At 52.9% G+C, this 17,391-nt stretch carries 14 protein-coding genes; 6 read left to right on the forward strand and 8 right to left on the reverse strand.

All coding sequences use genetic code 11. From position 1 onward, the window contains the following. Nucleotides 1-67: 67 nt before the first annotated feature. Nucleotides 68-1,417, reverse strand: coding sequence for a quorum sensing histidine kinase QseC (qseC, locus tag G8S19_RS03305; protein ID WP_101742474.1), 1,350 nt, complete (start codon nucleotides 1,415-1,417; stop codon nucleotides 68-70). After that, the gene (gene qseB, locus G8S19_RS03310; RefSeq protein ID WP_253686060.1) at nucleotides 1,414-2,073 is read right to left on the reverse strand and encodes a quorum sensing response regulator transcription factor QseB; all 660 of its coding nucleotides are present in this window, start codon (nucleotides 2,071-2,073) and stop codon (nucleotides 1,414-1,416) included. Before qseB ends, qseC begins: the two co-directional genes overlap by 4 nt. A 152-nt stretch (nucleotides 2,074-2,225) precedes the next feature. Here qseB and G8S19_RS03315 point away from each other — a divergent pair, with 152 nt between their 5' ends. From G8S19_RS03315 to G8S19_RS03335, 5 genes are all read left to right on the forward strand, one after another. Continuing rightward, nucleotides 2,226-2,621, forward strand: coding sequence for a YgiW/YdeI family stress tolerance OB fold protein (locus G8S19_RS03315; protein ID WP_005123105.1), 396 nt, complete (start codon nucleotides 2,226-2,228; stop codon nucleotides 2,619-2,621). A gap of 118 nt (nucleotides 2,622-2,739) precedes the next feature. Further along, nucleotides 2,740-4,998 (forward strand): DNA topoisomerase IV subunit A, encoded by a 2,259-nt coding sequence (parC, locus tag G8S19_RS03320; RefSeq protein ID WP_253686062.1) that lies wholly within the window; start codon nucleotides 2,740-2,742, stop codon nucleotides 4,996-4,998. Between the two features lie 196 nt (nucleotides 4,999-5,194). Further along, nucleotides 5,195-5,932 carry a 1-acylglycerol-3-phosphate O-acyltransferase gene (plsC, locus tag G8S19_RS03325; RefSeq protein WP_040233973.1) on the forward strand — a complete coding sequence of 246 codons (738 nt, stop codon included), beginning with the start codon at nucleotides 5,195-5,197 and terminating at the stop codon, nucleotides 5,930-5,932. Nucleotides 5,933-6,003: 71 nt separating this feature from the next. After that, entirely contained in the window at nucleotides 6,004-7,416 is a 1,413-nt protein-coding gene (gene ftsP / locus G8S19_RS03330; RefSeq protein WP_005123112.1) for a cell division protein FtsP, read from the forward strand. Nucleotides 7,417-7,605: 189 nt separating this feature from the next. Continuing rightward, entirely contained in the window at nucleotides 7,606-9,777 is a 2,172-nt protein-coding gene (locus G8S19_RS03335; RefSeq protein WP_115642835.1) for a YgiQ family radical SAM protein, read from the forward strand. A gap of 94 nt (nucleotides 9,778-9,871) precedes the next feature. Here the strand turns inward: G8S19_RS03335 and G8S19_RS03340 are convergent, their stop codons facing one another. The 4 genes from G8S19_RS03340 to yqhD all read right to left on the reverse strand — a co-directional run bounded on the left by G8S19_RS03340 (nucleotide 9,872) and on the right by yqhD (nucleotide 14,110). After that, the gene (locus G8S19_RS03340; RefSeq protein ID WP_032937388.1) at nucleotides 9,872-10,327 is read right to left on the reverse strand and encodes an HIT family protein; all 456 of its coding nucleotides are present in this window, start codon (nucleotides 10,325-10,327) and stop codon (nucleotides 9,872-9,874) included. A 44-nt stretch (nucleotides 10,328-10,371) separates the two neighbouring features. Next, the gene (locus G8S19_RS03345; RefSeq protein ID WP_048213231.1) at nucleotides 10,372-11,826 is read right to left on the reverse strand and encodes a DASS family sodium-coupled anion symporter; all 1,455 of its coding nucleotides are present in this window, start codon (nucleotides 11,824-11,826) and stop codon (nucleotides 10,372-10,374) included. 188 nt (nucleotides 11,827-12,014) lie between these two features. Beyond that, the gene (gene dkgA / locus G8S19_RS03350) at nucleotides 12,015-12,842 is read right to left on the reverse strand and encodes a 2,5-didehydrogluconate reductase DkgA (RefSeq protein ID WP_048213230.1); all 828 of its coding nucleotides are present in this window, start codon (nucleotides 12,840-12,842) and stop codon (nucleotides 12,015-12,017) included. A gap of 104 nt (nucleotides 12,843-12,946) precedes the next feature. Further along, nucleotides 12,947-14,110, reverse strand: coding sequence for an alcohol dehydrogenase (gene yqhD / locus G8S19_RS03355; RefSeq protein ID WP_048213229.1), 1,164 nt, complete (start codon nucleotides 14,108-14,110; stop codon nucleotides 12,947-12,949). A 193-nt stretch (nucleotides 14,111-14,303) separates the two neighbouring features. Here yqhD and G8S19_RS03360 point away from each other — a divergent pair, with 193 nt between their 5' ends. Further along, a complete protein-coding gene (locus G8S19_RS03360; protein ID WP_048213228.1) occupies nucleotides 14,304-15,203 on the forward strand; it encodes an AraC family transcriptional regulator in 900 nt (299 codons plus the stop codon). Between the two features lie 69 nt (nucleotides 15,204-15,272). Here the strand turns inward: G8S19_RS03360 and yghB are convergent, their stop codons facing one another. After that, nucleotides 15,273-15,932 (reverse strand): DedA family general envelope maintenance protein YghB, encoded by a 660-nt coding sequence (gene yghB, locus G8S19_RS03365; protein ID WP_048213227.1) that lies wholly within the window; start codon nucleotides 15,930-15,932, stop codon nucleotides 15,273-15,275. A gap of 131 nt (nucleotides 15,933-16,063) precedes the next feature. Further along, entirely contained in the window at nucleotides 16,064-17,251 is a 1,188-nt protein-coding gene (gene metC / locus G8S19_RS03370; protein WP_115642836.1) for a cystathionine beta-lyase, read from the reverse strand. Between the last annotated feature and the right edge of the window lie 140 nt (nucleotides 17,252-17,391).

Consider the following 17,391-nt stretch of genomic DNA (forward strand, 5'->3'; position numbering starts at 1 on the left):
CACGGGTGGTGCGGTGAAATTAGCAAAATGTGCAAAGTCTTTTGCATTACTAGCAATAATGCGGTCTTTACCAGCTGATTTTGGCCTCAAACCCGCCTTGCGGAGCATTACCAAACGAGGCAGACATCCCGTGTAAGGTCGCTATACGACGAACGATCGACAGGCCCAGACCACTACCGGTAACACTTTGTCCCGGCGGACGATAAAAGCGTTCACCGATGTGCGTCAGGATTTCCGGCGCAACGCCAGGCCCGTTATCCTTGACGCTGAAATTGCGGGCATTGAGCGTCACTTCCACAATGCTTCCCTGTGGGCTGTAGCGAATCGCATTATCCAGCAGATTACGGACCATCAGGCTGAGTAACAGCGGTTGTCCCGTGTGCGTGATGTGGTGCGCGTTAATCTGCAACCGCACATCGATGTGCGCCTGCTGTGCCGGATGGTAGATATCCATCACCGCGGATTGCAGAAGCTCCTCCAGCGAGATTTCCGCCACATCCTGAAGATTGTCGAGGGAGTCGAGGCGCGAAAGCGTCAGGAGCTGATCAACCAGTCGGGTAGCGCGGTCAATTCCCGTCTGCATCTGCATTAACGCTTTTTGTCGTGCCTGCGGATCATCGTCGGACAACTGCGCGACTTCGGTCTGTACCTTCAGTGCCGTCAACGGACTGCGCAGTTCGTGGGCGGCATCAGAGGTAAAGCGCCGTTCGCGAACCATCATCGAATGTGTGCGGATAAACAGTTGATTGAGCGACTCAACCAGTGGGCGAACCTCGCCAGGAATACCTTTCAGGCTCAGTGGTTCTTCAGATTCCGGATCCCGCACACGTAAAGCCTGCGCCAGCTTTTTTAGCGGCTTAAGTTCAAGGCTTAACAGGACAATCAGGATCAGCAGCATCAGCGGCAGGGCGACCAGCCACGGCACCAATTGGGCCGTCACGATCGCCAGGGCCATATCTTCGCGATATTCCCACTCCTGACCGACCACGATCCGGTACTTTTTATCCGCTGAAGTTAGCCAGATAAAGCGCCATTTATCGTTATCACCGTTCAGATAACCATCGTCAAACCCTTCCCGACGATAGCTATAGGGAATGTACTGACCATTGTCACCATCATGAAGAACCATTTTTCCATCCGGCGTGTAGACCGCAAAGGTCAGTACATCGTCGTCAATATGGCCATGTTTGAACTTTTTCGGTGTCTGCGCGATGCGCTCAGAAGCTTTTAGTTCATCAAGATCCAGCGTGACCAGCCGTTTGGCAAACAGCATCAGCTGCGTGTCAAACATCTCGTCAACGTTATCGGTGGTTTGTTTCCAGGCGACAAAACTGGAAATCAACCAGGTTACCAAAACCAAAATGATAAATATAAGCGTAAGTCTGATGCGTAGACTCAGGCGTTGTGTGAGTTTCATGCGTCACCCAGGGTGTAGCCAATGCCATGTACCGTGCGGATAAAGTCGCTGCCGAGCTTACGGCGCAAGTGATGGACGTGGACCTCCACCGCATTACTGGAGACGTTTTCATCCCAGTTATACAGTTTTTCTTCAATCAGCTTGCGGGGCAGGACGCGCCCTTTGTTACGCATCAGCAGTTCCAGCAGCGCGAACTCTTTTGGCTTAAGCGATAACAGCTCACCCGCGAACGTGGCGACCAGCGCGCCAGGATTAAGCGTTACCTGACCATGGCGCAGTTCGCTGGTGGCCTGGCCGCTGGCGCGGCGTACCAATGCTTCCAGTCGGGCGGCAACTTCGATCAGCGCAAAGGGTTTACACAGATAGTCATCCGCGCCCAGGCGCAGACCTTCCACGCGTTCTGTCAGCGCGTCACGAGCGGTAAGAATCAGCACCGGCTCCTGCTTCCCGTTGGCTCGCCATTCGCGCAGGATATCGCGCCCGTCTATGCCTGGCAGCGTCAGGTCGAGGATCACCGCATCATAAGGGGCGCTGTACAGTGCTTCTTTCCCCTGGCGACCCTCGGTAAACCAGTCGATGCTGAAACCCATTTTACTCAGACCTGTTTTCAGGCCGTCGCCAATCAGCGTGTCATCTTCTACCAGTAAAATACGCATATGTTCTTCCCTGCGGTCGCTCTCATTACCGTCAAGTAAACCTGTGGCTACAGCCTCTGTACAGTAAAAAAAGTATCTTTTTTTGCCTTAAGAACTTGTTAAGGATTAACTTATTTAATAGTCGTAAACCAACATGAAAGGGAGACATGACGATGAAAAAATTAGCTGCAATGGTTGCCGTAATGGCACTGTGTTCCGCACCTGTTCTGGCAGCGCAGCAGGGCGGCTTCTCTGGACCGACGACGACAACACAAAGCCAAAATGGCGGCTTTGTTGGCCCAAACGGTAGCAGCACGACGGTAGAAAGCGCCAAATCGCTGCGTGATGACACCTGGGTTACCCTGCGCGGGAACATCGTTGAGCGTATTTCCGACGACCTGTATGTGTTTAAAGATGCAACCGGCACAGTGAACGTAGATATCGACCACAAACGCTGGAACGGCGTGACCGTCACGCCGCAGGATGTGGTTGAAATCCAGGGTGAAGTGGATAAAGACTGGAACTCCGTTGAAATCGACGTGAAACAGATTACCAAAGTTGCCAAATAATCCTCATCAGGGCCGCAGTCGCGGCCCTTTTCTTTGTGACTCAACACGCCAGATGGGGTAGTATCTGCGGCAATATTGCCCTTCAATAGAGGGGTACAAAGTTGAGGAACCACGATTAATGAGCGATATGGCAGAGCGCCTGGCGCTGCATGAATTCACGGAAAACGCCTATCTGAACTATTCCATGTACGTCATCATGGACAGGGCGTTACCGTTTATTGGTGATGGTCTGAAACCTGTTCAGCGTCGCATCGTTTACGCGATGTCCGAACTGGGGCTGAATGCCAGCGCCAAATTTAAAAAATCCGCCCGTACCGTCGGTGACGTATTGGGTAAATACCATCCGCACGGCGACAGCGCCTGCTATGAAGCGATGGTGCTGATGGCCCAGCCCTTCTCTTACCGTTATCCGCTGGTTGACGGGCAGGGGAACTGGGGGGCACCAGACGATCCGAAATCCTTCGCCGCGATGCGTTACACGGAATCCCGCCTGTCTAAATATGCGGAAGTCCTGCTGGGTGAACTCGGTCAGGGCACGTCAGACTGGGTGCCAAACTTCGACGGTACCATGCAGGAGCCGAAAATGCTGCCTGCGCGTCTGCCGAATATTTTGCTAAACGGCACGACCGGGATTGCCGTGGGTATGGCGACGGATATTCCACCGCATAACCTGCGTGAAGTGGCCAAAGCGGCAATTACGCTGATTGAGCAGCCGAAAACGACGCTGGATCAACTGCTGGATATCGTACAGGGGCCGGATTACCCGACCGAAGCGGAGATTATTACGTCGCGTGCGGAGATTCGTAAGATTTACGAAAACGGACGCGGTTCCGTACGTATGCGTGCGGTATGGACGAAAGAAGACGGCGCGGTGGTGATTTCCGCGCTGCCGCACCAGGTCTCCGGCGCAAAAGTACTGGAACAGATTGCGGCTCAAATGCGCAATAAAAAGCTGCCGATGGTCGATGACCTGCGCGACGAATCGGATCACGAAAACCCGACTCGTCTGGTGATTGTCCCGCGGTCGAATCGCGTAGATATGGAACAGGTGATGAACCATCTGTTTGCTACCACCGATCTGGAAAAAAGCTACCGTATTAACCTGAACATGATCGGTCTTGACGGTCGTCCGGCGGTGAAAAACCTGCTGGAGATCCTCACCGAATGGCTGGCGTTCCGCCGCGATACCGTGCGCCGTCGCCTGAACTATCGCCTGGAGAAAGTACTCAAACGTCTGCACATTCTTGAAGGTTTGCTGATAGCGTTCCTCAATATTGACGAAGTAATCGAAATTATTCGTCATGAAGATGAACCTAAACCCGAGCTGATGTCGCGGTTTGGTATTTCAGAAACTCAGGCGGAGGCCATTCTTGAGCTGAAATTACGCCACCTTGCCAAACTGGAAGAGATGAAAATCCGCGGTGAGCAGGACGAACTGGCGAAGGAGCGCGATCAACTGCAGGGCATTCTGGCCTCTGAACGCAAAATGAGTAACCTGCTGAAGAAAGAACTGCAGGCTGATTCGGATGCCTATGGTGACGATCGCCGTTCTCCACTGCGCGAGCGTGAAGAAGCGAAGGCGATGAGCGAGCATGACATGCTGCCGTCTGAGCCGGTGACTATTGTGCTGTCCCAGAGTGGCTGGGTGCGTAGCGCGAAAGGCCACGACATCGATGCGCCAGGCTTAAGCTATAAAGCGGGCGACAGCTTTAAGTCGGCGGTGAAGGGTAAGAGCAACCAACCGGTGGTGTTCGTTGACTCAACCGGGCGTAGTTATGCTATCGACCCAATTACGCTGCCGTCGGCGCGTGGTCAGGGGGAGCCGTTGACCGGGAAGCTCACGCTGCCACCGGGCGCGACGGTTGAGCATATGCTGATGGAAGGCGACGATCAGAAGCTGCTGATGGCATCTGATGCCGGTTACGGTTTTGTCTGCACCTTCAATGACCTGGTCGCGCGTAACCGTGCGGGCAAGGCATTGATTACGCTACCGGAAAACGCGCATGTTATGCCGCCGGTGGTGATTGAAGATGAAACCGATATGCTGCTGGCGATTACCCATGCGGGCCGCATGTTGATGTTCCCGGTGAGCGATTTGCCGCAGTTGTCGAAAGGCAAAGGGAACAAGATAATCAATATTCCTTCTGCGGAAGCTGCGAAAGGCGAAGATGGTCTGGCACAACTCTACGTGCTGCCGCCGCAAAGCACGCTGACTATCCACGTCGGGAAACGCAAAATTAAACTGCGCCCTGAAGAGCTACAGAAGGTAACCAGCGAGCGTGGTCGTCGCGGTACGCTCATGCGCGGTCTGCAACGCATCGACCGTGTTGAGATTGACTCGCCTCGACGCGCCAGTCACGGCGACAGTGAAGAATAACGCCAGCGTCTGGCTCTCCCTGTTTTCGCACAGGGAGAGCTTGTTTTAAAAATTCCCGTGAAACCGTTGTTTATTCGTGCGTTGCGATTAACAATACGCTTTTCCAGAGAGCCACTCTTAACAATGCCCTAACCTGATGCAGTATTCGGAATCAGGTGACGTAGAATGCCAGGCTCTTAGGCCTTTAGAGGTTGTTATGCTATATATTTTTCGTTTAATTATTACTGTTATTTACTGCATTTTGGTCTGTATTTTCGGTTGCATATACTGTCTGTTCAGCCCAAGAAATCCAAAACACGTTGCGACGTTCGGCCATATGTTTGGTCGCCTGGCTCCCCTGTATGGCCTGAAGGTCGAGTGTCGCATGCCGCCTGACGCGAAGAACTATGGTAATGCTATCTATATTTGTAACCACCAGAATAACTATGACATGGTTACCGCAGCGAATATCGTTCAGCCACCGACGGTCACAGTAGGTAAAAAAAGCCTGTTGTGGATCCCTTTCTTCGGACAACTGTACTGGCTCACCGGTAATCTGTTGATCGACAGAAATAACCGCGCCAAAGCGCACAGCACTATTGCGGCGGTGGTGAACCACTTTAAAAAGCGTCGTATCTCTATCTGGATGTTCCCTGAAGGAACGCGTAGCCGCGGTCGCGGTCTGCTGCCGTTTAAAACCGGTGCGTTCCATGCGGCAATTGCTGCGGGTGTCCCGGTTATCCCTGTTTGCGTTTCAACGACCTCTAATAAGATCAAATTGAACCGACTCAATAATGGGCTGGCGATTGTAGAGATGCTGCCGCCGGTGGATATCAGTCATTTTGGTAAAGATCAGGTTCGTGAACTGGCAGCGCATTGCCGCACGCTGATGGAACAAAAAATCGCAGAACTCGATAAAGAAGTTGCTGAGCGGGAAGCTGCCGGTAAGGTTTGATTCGCTCATTTCGGGTTTGTTACAGGAAATGATTTCCTGCGTGTTAATCGCCAGTTTTTCATGGAGCTTATATGTCATTCAGTCGGCGTCAGTTCATTCAGGCATCGGGGATCGCACTGTGTGCAGGTGCTGTCCCGCTGAAGGCTAATGCTGCCGGTCAGCAACAACCGCTACCTGTTCCCCCCCTGCTGGAGTCCCGTCGGGGACAGCCGCTATTTATGACGCTGCAACGTGCGCACTGGTCGTTTACGCCGGGCACGCGCGCACCCGTCTGGGGTGTTAACGGGCGCTACCTGGGGCCGACAATCCGCGTCTGGAAAGGTGATGACGTCAAGCTTATCTACAGCAACCGTCTGACAGAAAATGTCTCAATGACCGTTGCCGGGTTACAGGTCCCAGGTCCTCTTATGGGGGGGCCGGCGCGTATGATGTCGCCTAATGCGGACTGGGCGCCCGTGCTGCCGATTCGCCAGAGTGCTGCAACCTTGTGGTATCACGCCAACACGCCAAATCGCACTGCCCAGCAGGTCTATAACGGCCTTGCCGGGATGTGGCTGGTTGAAGATGAAGTGAGTAAATCACTGCCGATCCCTAACCACTACGGCGTGGATGATTTTCCAGTCATTATTCAGGATAAGCGTCTGGATAACTTCGGTACGCCAGAATATAGCGAACCGGGCAGTGGGGGGTTTGTGGGGGATACTCTTCTGGTCAACGGGGCGCAAAGTCCGTATGTCGAAGTGTCCCGCGGCTGGGTGCGTTTGCGTTTGCTGAATGCCTCAAATTCGCGTCGTTATTTGCTGAAAATGAGCGATGGTCGTGCGCTGCATGTTATCTCAGGCGATCAGGGGTTTTTACCCGCGCCGGTTTCGGTGAAGCAGCTATCGTTGGCGCCAGGCGAGCGTCGTGAGATTCTGGTCGATATGACCAACGGTGATGAAGTTTCGATTACCTGCGGCGAGGCGGCCAGTATTGTCGACAGGATCCGTGGTTTCTTTGAACCTTCCAGTATCCTGATCTCCACGCTGGTACTGACTCTGCGACCAACCGGCCTTCTGCCGCTGGTAACGGATAGCCTGCCAATGCGTCTGTTACCCACCGAAATTTTGAGCGGCTCGCCGATTCGCAGCCGTGATATTAGCCTTGATGACGATCCCGGAATCAATGGCCAACTGTGGGATGTCAATCGCATGGACATCACGGCGCAGCAGGGATCCTGGGAGCGCTGGACGGTGCGTGCAGATATGCCGCAGTCGTTCCATATTGAAGGCGTCTCTTTCCTGATCCGTAATGTGAATGGCGCGATGCCGTTCCCGGAAGACCGTGGCTGGAAAGATACCGTCTGGGTTGATGGGCAAGTGGAGTTGCTGGTCTATTATGGGCAGCCTTCCTGGGCGCATTTCCCGTTCTACTTCAACAGCCAGACGCTGGAAATGGCAGACCGTGGTTCTATTGGCCAGATGCTGGTGAATCCGGCACCGTAATAGATATTCCTGTGCCGGGTGGCGGCTTCGCCTAACCCGGCCTGGACCGTGCGAAAGCACAGGAACGGTCAGCGTAGCGCCAGCAGAGATGAAATTTAACATCCTTACAATACTCCTTCATTTCCCTTGTTGATCCAGCGTATAATCCCCGGCCTTTGATTATTTTTTTACCATTTTTTTGGAAGCATTATGAGCGCAATATCCCTGATCCAACCGGACAGAGACCTTTTCTCCTGGCCGCAGTACTGGGCCGCCTGCTTTGGGCCGGCACCATTTTTGCCGATGTCACGCGACGAAATGGATCAACTTGGCTGGGATAGCTGCGACATCATTCTGGTTACCGGCGATGCGTACGTCGATCACCCGAGCTTCGGCATGGCTATTTGCGGCCGTATGCTGGAAGCGCAGGGCTTTCGCGTGGGGATCATCGCCCAACCGGAGTGGAACAGCAAAGATGACTTTATGCGTCTGGGCAAACCTAACCTGTTCTTCGGCGTAACCGCAGGCAACATGGACTCGATGATCAACCGTTATACCGCCGATCGCCGACTGCGCCATGACGATGCCTATACGCCGGACAACGTGGCGGGTAAACGCCCGGACCGTGCGACGTTGGTTTATACCCAGCGCTGTAAAGAAGCCTGGAAAGATGTGCCGGTTATTCTCGGCGGTATTGAAGCCAGCCTGCGCCGTACTGCGCATTACGATTACTGGTCAGATACCGTACGCCGTTCCGTGCTGGTGGATTCAAAAGCTGACATGCTGATGTTTGGCAACGGCGAACGCCCATTGGTGGAAGTCGCACACCGTCTGGCGATGGGCGAAACCATTGATCAGATCCGCGACGTGCGTAATACCGCGATTATGGTTAAAGAAGCGCTGCCGGGCTGGAGTGGAGTGGATTCCACACGTCTGGATATGCCCGGGAAAATTGACCCCATCCCCCATCCGTATGGCGAAGACTTACCGTGTGCTGATAACAAACCGGTCGCACCGAAAAAACAAGAAGCGAAAGCGGTAACCGTACAGCCGCCGCGTCCGAAGCCGTGGGAAAAAACTTACGTACTGTTACCGTCTTTCGAGAAAGTGAAGGGCGACAAAGTTCTGTACGCCCATGCGTCGCGTATTCTGCATCACGAAACGAACCCAGGATGCGCGCGTGCGCTGATGCAAAAGCATGGCGATCGCTATATTTGGGTTAACCCGCCAGCGATCCCGTTGTCGACTGAAGAAATGGACAGCGTCTTTGCTCTGCCGTACAAGCGCGTACCGCATCCGGCGTACGGTAACAGCCGTATTCCCGCCTATGAGATGATCCGTTTCTCGATCAATATCATGCGTGGCTGTTTTGGTGGTTGCTCGTTCTGTTCGATCACCGAGCACGAAGGGCGCATTATCCAGAGCCGTTCCGAAGATTCGATCATCAATGAGATCGAAGCCATTCGCGATACCGTTCCGGGCTTTACCGGCGTGATTTCCGATCTCGGCGGTCCAACTGCAAACATGTATATGCTGCGCTGTAAGTCTCCGCGTGCAGAACAGACCTGTCGTCGTCTGTCCTGCGTTTACCCGGATATCTGCCCGCATATGGATACTAACCACGAACCGACGATTAATCTCTACCGCCGCGCGCGTGATCTGAAAGGCATTAAAAAGATCCTTATCGCATCCGGGGTGCGTTATGACATCGCCGTGGAGGACCCGCGCTATATTAAAGAGTTGGCAACTCACCATGTGGGTGGCTACCTGAAGATTGCGCCGGAGCATACAGAAGAAGGCCCATTGTCGAAGATGATGAAGCCGGGTATGGGCAGCTACGACCGCTTTAAAGAGTTATTCGATACCTACTCTAAACAGGCCGGTAAAGAGCAGTACCTGATCCCCTATTTTATCTCTGCGCACCCGGGTACGCGTGATGAGGATATGGTGAATCTGGCTCTGTGGCTGAAACAGCGTCGTTTCCGTCTGGATCAAGTGCAGAACTTCTACCCATCACCGCTGGCAAACTCTACAACCATGTATTACACCGGGAAAAACCCGTTGGGCAAAATTGGTTATAAGAGTGAAGATGTGGTAGTGCCAAGAGGTGATAAACAGCGCCGTCTGCATAAAGCACTGCTGCGTTACCATGATCCTGCTAACTGGCCGTTAATCCGTCAGGCGCTGGAAGATATGGGGAAAAAGCATCTGATTGGCGGTCGTCGCGAATGTCTGGTTCCGGCCCCGACGCTGGAAGAGATGCGTGAAGCACGTCGTCAGAACCGCCATACCCGTCCGGCACTGACCAAGCATACGCCAGTCGCGCACCAGCGTCAGACACCTGCGGCGAATAAAAAACGCGGGAAAGTCGCGGGGCGCTAATCTGTCTTGCCCGGTAGTGAAATGCTTACCGGGCCAGACAGACCGTAGGCCGGATAAGGTGCTTGCACCGCCATCCGGCAGACATGCTCAGTATTTATGCCTCACGAATTCTGGCCGCTAATGCGGCCAGTTTTGCATCATCCGCCCGTTCATGATCGTGTGATGACAGATACCCTTCATACTGCTCGAAAAATTTAGTCTGCCGGGACTCAATCGGTTTCCAGTGCGTCAAATCACCTGTGCCATGCATAGGGCTGAGCTTACTGTGCACATGATCCACGCCAAACCCTTCGAAAAACATCCCCGTACGACTGACATCCGGGAAAGCCTTATCCAGTTTTTTCGCCACCTTTTGGGTCGCCAGCATCAGGTCTGCCAGCGCCTGTGGCGGCATATCAAATGCATAGCTTGGGTAGTGCTTTTTCGGGATCACCACGGTAAAACCGTCGGTGTTTGGGAAAATCGACAGAAAGGCCAGGTGATGCTCGTCTTCCCAGACTTTATGGCAGGGCGCTTTACCTTCAACAATTTGACAGAAAATACAGGTCATTCCTTTTCTCCGTAGATAAGACGTTTCGTCAGGACGCAGTGAGTTTAGTACAGACCCAGCATCTTCCACCACATCAGCCCTACAGTGATAAAGACGGCTTGATTGAACAGGCTGATGATGAATCCCGTTCGCCACCAGACTCCCGTCGGTACGTACCCGGCACCAAACAGAATCGGCCCGCGAGCGTGAGTGTACTGAGTGAGGGAACAGTACAGGCTGCTGGTGAAGGCCAGCATCAACGCCGTAGGGGCAGCGGGAATGTTCAAATGCAGGCCGACGCCGAGGAAAACGGCATACAGCGCCGCAATCTGCGCATTACCGCTGGCAAAAAAGTAGTGGGTATAAAAGTACGCGGCGTTGAGCAGCAGCAGGACAACCACCCAACTGGTTCCATGCATAGTACTGCTCAGGCTATCGCCAATCAGGTTGCCAAACCAGGTGGTAAAACCCAGTTTTTTCAACTGATTTGCCATCATCAATAGTGCGGCAAACCAGATCAGTGTATCCCACGCACCTTTCTCGCTTTTGACATCTTCCCAGCTCAGAACGCCGCTGAGCAGCAAGATGGATAAACCAACAAATGAGGCGGTGGTGGCGTCGACGCCCAGCGTATCACCAAAAATCCACAGTACCAGCAGGACGCCGACGGTCGCCAGCATCAGCCATTCCCCGCGTGACATACGGCCCATTTCCGCCAGTTCTTTACGCGCCAGATTAGGGGCATCCGGCGTGTGTTTAATTTCCGGGCGCACAATCCAGTAGACCAGTAATGGAACCAGCAGTAAGGAAACCAGGCAAGGCAGCAATGCCGCCATAAACCAGCTGCCCCAGGTCAGAGTGACCCCCGCATTGGCCGCCAGCTTCACTGCCAACAGGTTGCCGGTATATCCGGTCATAAAGAGCGCGGCGGTGACGTCGTTGACGTTGCCAATACAGGTGATAAGAAAGGTGCCGATTTTACTGCGGGATTCATCTTCCGGGTTCGAGTGGAAACTGCGCGCCAGGGAGTCGGCAATGGGATAGATGACGCCGCCGCAGCGGGCCGTGTTGCTTGGCATTGCGGGGGAAAGTATCAGGTCCGCAAACGCCAGTCCGTAGGCGAGTCCCAGCGTGCGCTTGCCGAGCAGGCGGATCATCTGCAGCGCAATACGTCGTCCGAGGCCCGTTTTGATAAACCCGCGGGCAATCATAAAGGCGACGACAATCAGCCAGATCAGAGAACTGTTCAGTTCGCTCAGTGCGGTGGTAATAGCGCCGCTGGCGGTTTTATCCCCGGCAGCATAAGCGAGGGCAAAAACGGTAATACCGATAATGCCGACTGCGCCAATAGGCAGAACTTTTGCCACGATAGAAGCAATGGTAGCAACGAAGATAATGGCTGAATGCCAGGCTGGCGCACTTAACCCACTGGGTGGGGTAAGCTGCCAGAGCCCGGCAGAAATAAATAGTATAAGAATCAATGGGAGCCATTTGACGCCTTGCTGTGTTTTTTCCGCCATGGTCACGCACCTATAGATATTTGTGATGTGTTCATTAAATCAATATTATTACTGAATAATTAGTAAGTTATATTGCGTAATGCTGCACGTGGATGTGCCATAAATACATCAATAGTTGCGCGTTTATTGTTTCTTAATATTTCGACAGGAGAAAAGCCCGACGGGAATGCCGGGCTGGAGAGGAGAGATTAACCGCCGAACTGATCCGGGTCAGGGCCAAGGCGTTTACCTTGATCGAGTTTTGCTATTTCACCGAGTTCATCTTTGTCCAGGCGGAAGTCCCAGACATTGAAGTTCTCGGCGATACGGGCAGGGGTGACGGATTTCGGGATCACTACCAGGCCGCTATCCAGATGCCAGCGAATGACGACCTGCGCCGGTGATTTGCCATATTTTTCAGCGAGGTCGCGAATGATCTTTTGATCAAATACGTCTTTGCCGCCCTGCGCCAGCGGGCTCCAGGATTCGGTCTGGATTTTATGTGTGGCGTTCCAGGCGTGCAACTGGCGCTGTTGCATCAGTGGATGCAGTTCTATCTGGTTAATCACCGGCGGGACACCTGTTTCATCCATCAGGCGCTGGAGATGATTGATCTGAAAGTTGCACACGCCGATGCTCTTAATCAGCCCCTCTTTTTGCAGGTCGATCATGTTTTCCCACGCTTCAACGTAGTGATCGATCGCCGGAACAGGCCAGTGCATCAGGTAGAGATCGAGGTAATCGAGCTGGAGTTTCTCCATGCTTTCGAGCAACGCTTCCCGTGGGCGTTTCTGATCATCATTCCACAGCTTGGTGGTAATGAATAACTCTTCGCGCGGTACGCCAGCATCGCGTATTGCTTTGCCGACACCTTCTTCGTTTTTGTACGCCGCAGCGGTATCAATTGAGCGATACCCTACTTCCAGCGCTTTATGAATGGCGGTGATGACTTCTTCGTTGCTTGCCTTCCAGACCCCCAGGCCCAGTTGCGGCATGACGTTACCATCCTGTAGTTTGATAATGGTTGGAGTGGTCATAATTCCTCCCCTTAATGACTGTCACCGGAACATACTCCGGTGACATAGGTGTGACTTAAGCCTGGTATAAATAGCCAAAAACGAAAGTCGGAGGTTAAAAAACCTTAGCGGGCAGCTTCGTAAATCCGGCGGCTGACGTCCAGCGTAATGTCCTGATGTTCACCCAGTTTCGTGCCGCCATGCGCTTGCAGTTTTTCCAGCAGTGCCGGGATGGAACTGCCATCCAGACCGTAGTCAGACAGGCGAGTCGGTACACCCATTTGTTCGAAGAATTGACGGGTGGCGGCAATCGCGGCATCAATGCGCTGGTCTTCGGAGCCTTCGGTGATATTCCAGATGCGTTCTGCGTATTGCAGCAGTTTGGCACGCTTGGTATCGCGTTTTTCATTCCACAATGCAGGCAGGACGATTGCCAGTGTCTGAGCGTGGTCAAGTCCGTGCATTGCCGTCAGTTCGTGACCCAGCATATGGGTTGCCCAGTCCTGCGGTACGCCTGCGCCAATCAGTCCGTTCAGCGCCTGAGTGGCTGCCCACATGACGTTCGCACGCACATTGTAGTTTTCCGGCTCCTGCAATGCTTTCGGACCGTCTTCTATCAGCGTCAGCAGAATGCCTTCGGCGAAGCGATCCTGAATTTTCCCGTCTACCGGATAAGTCACGTATTGTTCTACAGTATGAACAAAAGCATCTACCACGCCGTTGGCAACCTGACGTGGCGGCAGAGTATAGGTGTAAACCGGATCGAGTACAGCAAATACCGGCTGGACAAACGGGGTCATGAAGGCCAGTTTGTCGCCAGTCGTTTTGCGCGAAATTACCGCGCCAGAGTTAGATTCGGAGCCAGTTGCCGGCAGAGTTAATACGGAGCCCATTGGAACGGCGCTTTGTACGTCGTTACCGCGTGTTTCCAGAATGCGCCATGGGTCAACACCGTCAGCGTAATGTGCTGCTGCGGCGATGAATTTTGTGCCATCCAGAACAGAACCGCCGCCTACCGCCAGCAGGAATGTCACCTTCTCATCACGCACGATTTTTACCGCGTTCATCAGCGTTTCATAAGACGGGTTCGGCTCAATACCGCCAAATTCCAGCACGTCCAGGCCTTTCAGTGCATCCTGAACCTGTGCCAGAACGCCGGTTTTTTTCACGCTACCACCGCCGTAGGTAATCAGTACGCGAGCATCCTGTGGGATTTGGTCGCGCAGTTCTGCAATCGCGCCTTTACCAAACAGAATGCGGGTTGGGGTATGGAGATTAAAGTTGTTCATTGCTCGTTACCTTGTGTGGGTAAAAAAGAGGGGAGGCGAGTGCCTGCCTGATGGTGAACATTGTGGTCGTCAGAAGCGTTCCTCTCAATGCTCATTTCTGCCAATGTCTTGCCCATTTCTACAGACTACTGGAGAAAATGGATAAAAGTCCGCACTATATCAGGGTTGCAAATCAATGATGAAATGGTGCCCTATGAACCGTGATGAGATCTGTCTCCTGCTGACAGATAAAATTAAACAGCTGAAAAATAATGAAAATAAATTAAATGATCTGCTGCCTGATATTCGCTTACTGTACGGCTCTGAACCTGGGGTGCGCACACCAGTGATGTATCAGCCTGGCATTATATTTCTCTTTTCAGGATATAAAATTGGTTATATCAACGAGCGTGTCTTTCGCTATGATGCCAACGAATACTTACTGCTCACAGTACCTTTACCCTTTGAATGTGAAACGTATGCGACACCGGACGTTCCGTTGGCTGGTATCCGCCTGAACGTCGATATCCTGCAATTGCAGGAATTGCTGATGGATATTGGTGAGGATGAGCTGTTCCAGCCTGCAATGGCGGCAAGCGGGATCAATTCGGCGACGCTATCCGATGAAATTCTCTGTGCTGCGGAACGCCTGCTGGATGTGATGGAGCGGCCATTGGATGCACGTATTCTGGGAAAACAGATTATTCGTGAGATCCTCTACCACGTACTGACCGGGCCGCGTGGTGGCGCGTTATTGGCGCTGGTCAGTCGCCAGACGCATTTCAGTTTGATAAGCCGTGTGCTGAAGCGAATTGAAACCAAGTACACCGAAAATCTCAATGTTGAGCAATTGGCGGCAGAGGCCAATATGAGCGTGTCGGCGTTCCATCATAATTTTAAATCGGTGACCAGTACTTCACCGTTGCAGTATCTGAAGAGCTATCGATTGCATAAAGCGCGGATGATGATGATTCATGACGGGATGAAAGCCAGCGCGGCGGCCATGCGCGTAGGTTATGAGAGTGCATCGCAGTTTAGTCGGGAGTTCAAACGTTACTTTGGCGTCACGCCAGGAGAAGATGCAGCCAGAATTCGGATGATGCAGGGGGGGTGATTTCTTGTCGGCCTTAACGCTGCGCGCCATCAACGAAATGCCGGAGTGACTCCGGCATACGGCTAATACTCAGGCGCTACAGTATTTTTTTTTAATCACCACGAACAGCGTTCCCAGCAGACCTGCGGTTAACAGGGCAACAGGCAGGATCATTAAAAAGGTCATCACCTGATCTTCGTGGCGTTTAACAAACGGGATCATGCTGAGCGCATAGCCGAAACTGGTGACCACAGTTACCCACAGCAGCCCGCTCAGCCAGTTAAAAAACTGGAAGCGACGGTTAGGCAGCCCTGAAATCCCCGCCATGGTTGGCAGTAAGGTACGTACAAACGCCAGGAAACGTCCGGCGAGTAGTGCCATCAACCCGTGTTGGTCAAACATACAGGTAGCACGCTGATGATATTTTTCAGGTAATTGTGCCAGCCAGCCTTTTACCGTCCGCGTGTTGCCCAGCCAGCGCCCCTGAATGTAGCTCAGCCAGCAACCGAGACTGGCAGCGGCAGTCAGAATCGCTATGGTAGGTAAAAAACTCATCACGTCCTGAGCAATCAGCGCTCCTGCCAGTAATAGCAGGCTGTCACCGGGCAAAAAGGAGGCGGGCAGCAGGCCATTTTCTAAAAACAGTGTGGCGAACATCACGAAGTACACCACGCTCACGACGTGTGGGTCCGCCAGCGCGGCAAAATCGTGTTGCCAAAGCGCGGAGATAATATCTTGAATGACTACCATGGACTTTCCTGTGGAACAGCGTTTATGAGTGGATTGTACTCCTGAATTGTCCGGGATGCCTTGATCCCGGACGCAACAATTGCAGACTTTTCCACCAGAAGTGTCTGCATATATGTCCATCTGCGGCAATGTTACTCGATTCGGGCAAATCCTGCGGCTAAATCGGCAATCAGATCGTCAACATTCTCTAAACCGATATGCAAACGGATGAGCGTTCCGCTGAAGTCCACTTTGCCTTGCGGACGGATTGCCGCGATATGTTCCGGTTGGTTAGCCAGAATCAGTGATTCAAAACCGCCCCAGGAATAGGCCATGCTGAACAGGCTGAAGTGATCCAGGTACGCAGACAGTTCTTCATTATTTAGCTTCTTATTCAGAACAAATGAGAACAGACCGCTGCTACCGGTAAAGTCACGTTTCCAGAACTCGTGTCCCTTGCTGCCGGGAAGTGCCGGGTGATTCACGCGGGCAACCTGCGGATGGGCAGACAGCCACTCGGCGACTTTTAAACTGCTTTCATGGTGTTGGCGCAGGCGAACGCTTAACGTCCGCAATCCACGGCTGGTCATATAGGCGGTATCGGCGTCCAGCATTTGTCCCATCAGATAGGCGTTTTCACGCAGTTGATCCCAGCAACGGGCATTGGATACCGCTGTCCCAGCCATGCCGTCGGAATGACCAATCAGATATTTCGTCCCTGCCTGAATTGAGATATCGATACCGAAATCCAGCGCGTTGAACAACACGCCCGCAGCCCAGGTGTTATCAATCATGATGATCGCGTCAGGCACTACGCTTCTGACGGCGGCAACAATGGCTGGAACATCATGAACTTCCATGGTGACAGAACCTGGAGATTCAAGAAAAACGACTTTAGTGTTCGGCTGTATATGCTTCACAATATCCGCGCCAATCAGCGGATCGAACCAGCCGGTTGTCACGCCAAGCTTGCCCAGCACCTTAGTGCAAAAATCCTGGCTGGGTTCATAGGCGGTGTTGGTCATCAGCACATGATCGCCTTGTTCAACAAAGGCAAGGATGGTGTTGGCAACGGCTGCTGCACCGCAGGGGAACAGGGCGCAACCGGCCCCGCCTTCCAGTTCACACATCGCTTCCTGCAGTGAGAAATGCGTCAGCGTGCCGCGACGGCCATAGAAAAGGGCACCGTTTGCGCGGTTATGCGTCGCCTGTTTTTTCGCCTCAACGGTGTCGAATACCAGTGAAGACGCGCGCTGGATCACGCTATTTACCGAACCCAGCGTGTATTTTTTACTACGCCCGGCGTGAACGAGTTTGGTCTCAAGCTGCTTATCTGCCATGTTGTATTACCTATTTTTATACGTCTGGATGTCTAAACTAGCATGAATCTCATCTGCCGCGTCCTGCAGAACAGCCATAAAGTACAAAATATTCTCAAATCGATTTCTGGTGACTTTTTTACTGCGTGAGCGCAAGGAAA

The organism is Citrobacter sp. SX206 (assembly GCF_024181025.1).
GTDB classification, from domain to species: Bacteria; Pseudomonadota; Gammaproteobacteria; order Enterobacterales; family Enterobacteriaceae; genus Citrobacter; species Citrobacter youngae.

What these genes read in the sequence shown, in the direction of transcription:
- qseB (WP_253686060.1), bottom strand. Translation starts at nt 2,073, where the DNA reads ATGCGTATTTTACTGGTAGAAGATGACACGCTGATTGGCGACGGCCTG.
- metC (WP_115642836.1), bottom strand. Translation starts at nt 17,251, where the DNA reads ATGGCAGATAAGCAGCTTGAGACCAAACTCGTTCACGCCGGGCGTAGT.
- yghB (WP_048213227.1), bottom strand. Translation starts at nt 15,932, where the DNA reads ATGGTAGTCATTCAAGATATTATCTCCGCGCTTTGGCAACACGATTTT.
- G8S19_RS03360 (WP_048213228.1), top strand. Translation starts at nt 14,304, where the DNA reads ATGAACCGTGATGAGATCTGTCTCCTGCTGACAGATAAAATTAAACAG.
- G8S19_RS03315 (WP_005123105.1), top strand. Translation starts at nt 2,226, where the DNA reads ATGAAAAAATTAGCTGCAATGGTTGCCGTAATGGCACTGTGTTCCGCA.
- dkgA (WP_048213230.1), bottom strand. Translation starts at nt 12,842, where the DNA reads ATGACCACTCCAACCATTATCAAACTACAGGATGGTAACGTCATGCCG.
- qseC (WP_101742474.1), bottom strand. Translation starts at nt 1,417, where the DNA reads ATGAAACTCACACAACGCCTGAGTCTACGCATCAGACTTACGCTTATA.
- G8S19_RS03335 (WP_115642835.1), top strand. Translation starts at nt 7,606, where the DNA reads ATGAGCGCAATATCCCTGATCCAACCGGACAGAGACCTTTTCTCCTGG.
- parC (WP_253686062.1), top strand. Translation starts at nt 2,740, where the DNA reads ATGAGCGATATGGCAGAGCGCCTGGCGCTGCATGAATTCACGGAAAAC.
- plsC (WP_040233973.1), top strand. Translation starts at nt 5,195, where the DNA reads ATGCTATATATTTTTCGTTTAATTATTACTGTTATTTACTGCATTTTG.
- ftsP (WP_005123112.1), top strand. Translation starts at nt 6,004, where the DNA reads ATGTCATTCAGTCGGCGTCAGTTCATTCAGGCATCGGGGATCGCACTG.
- G8S19_RS03340 (WP_032937388.1), bottom strand. Translation starts at nt 10,327, where the DNA reads ATGACCTGTATTTTCTGTCAAATTGTTGAAGGTAAAGCGCCCTGCCAT.
- yqhD (WP_048213229.1), bottom strand. Translation starts at nt 14,110, where the DNA reads ATGAACAACTTTAATCTCCATACCCCAACCCGCATTCTGTTTGGTAAA.
- G8S19_RS03345 (WP_048213231.1), bottom strand. Translation starts at nt 11,826, where the DNA reads ATGGCGGAAAAAACACAGCAAGGCGTCAAATGGCTCCCATTGATTCTT.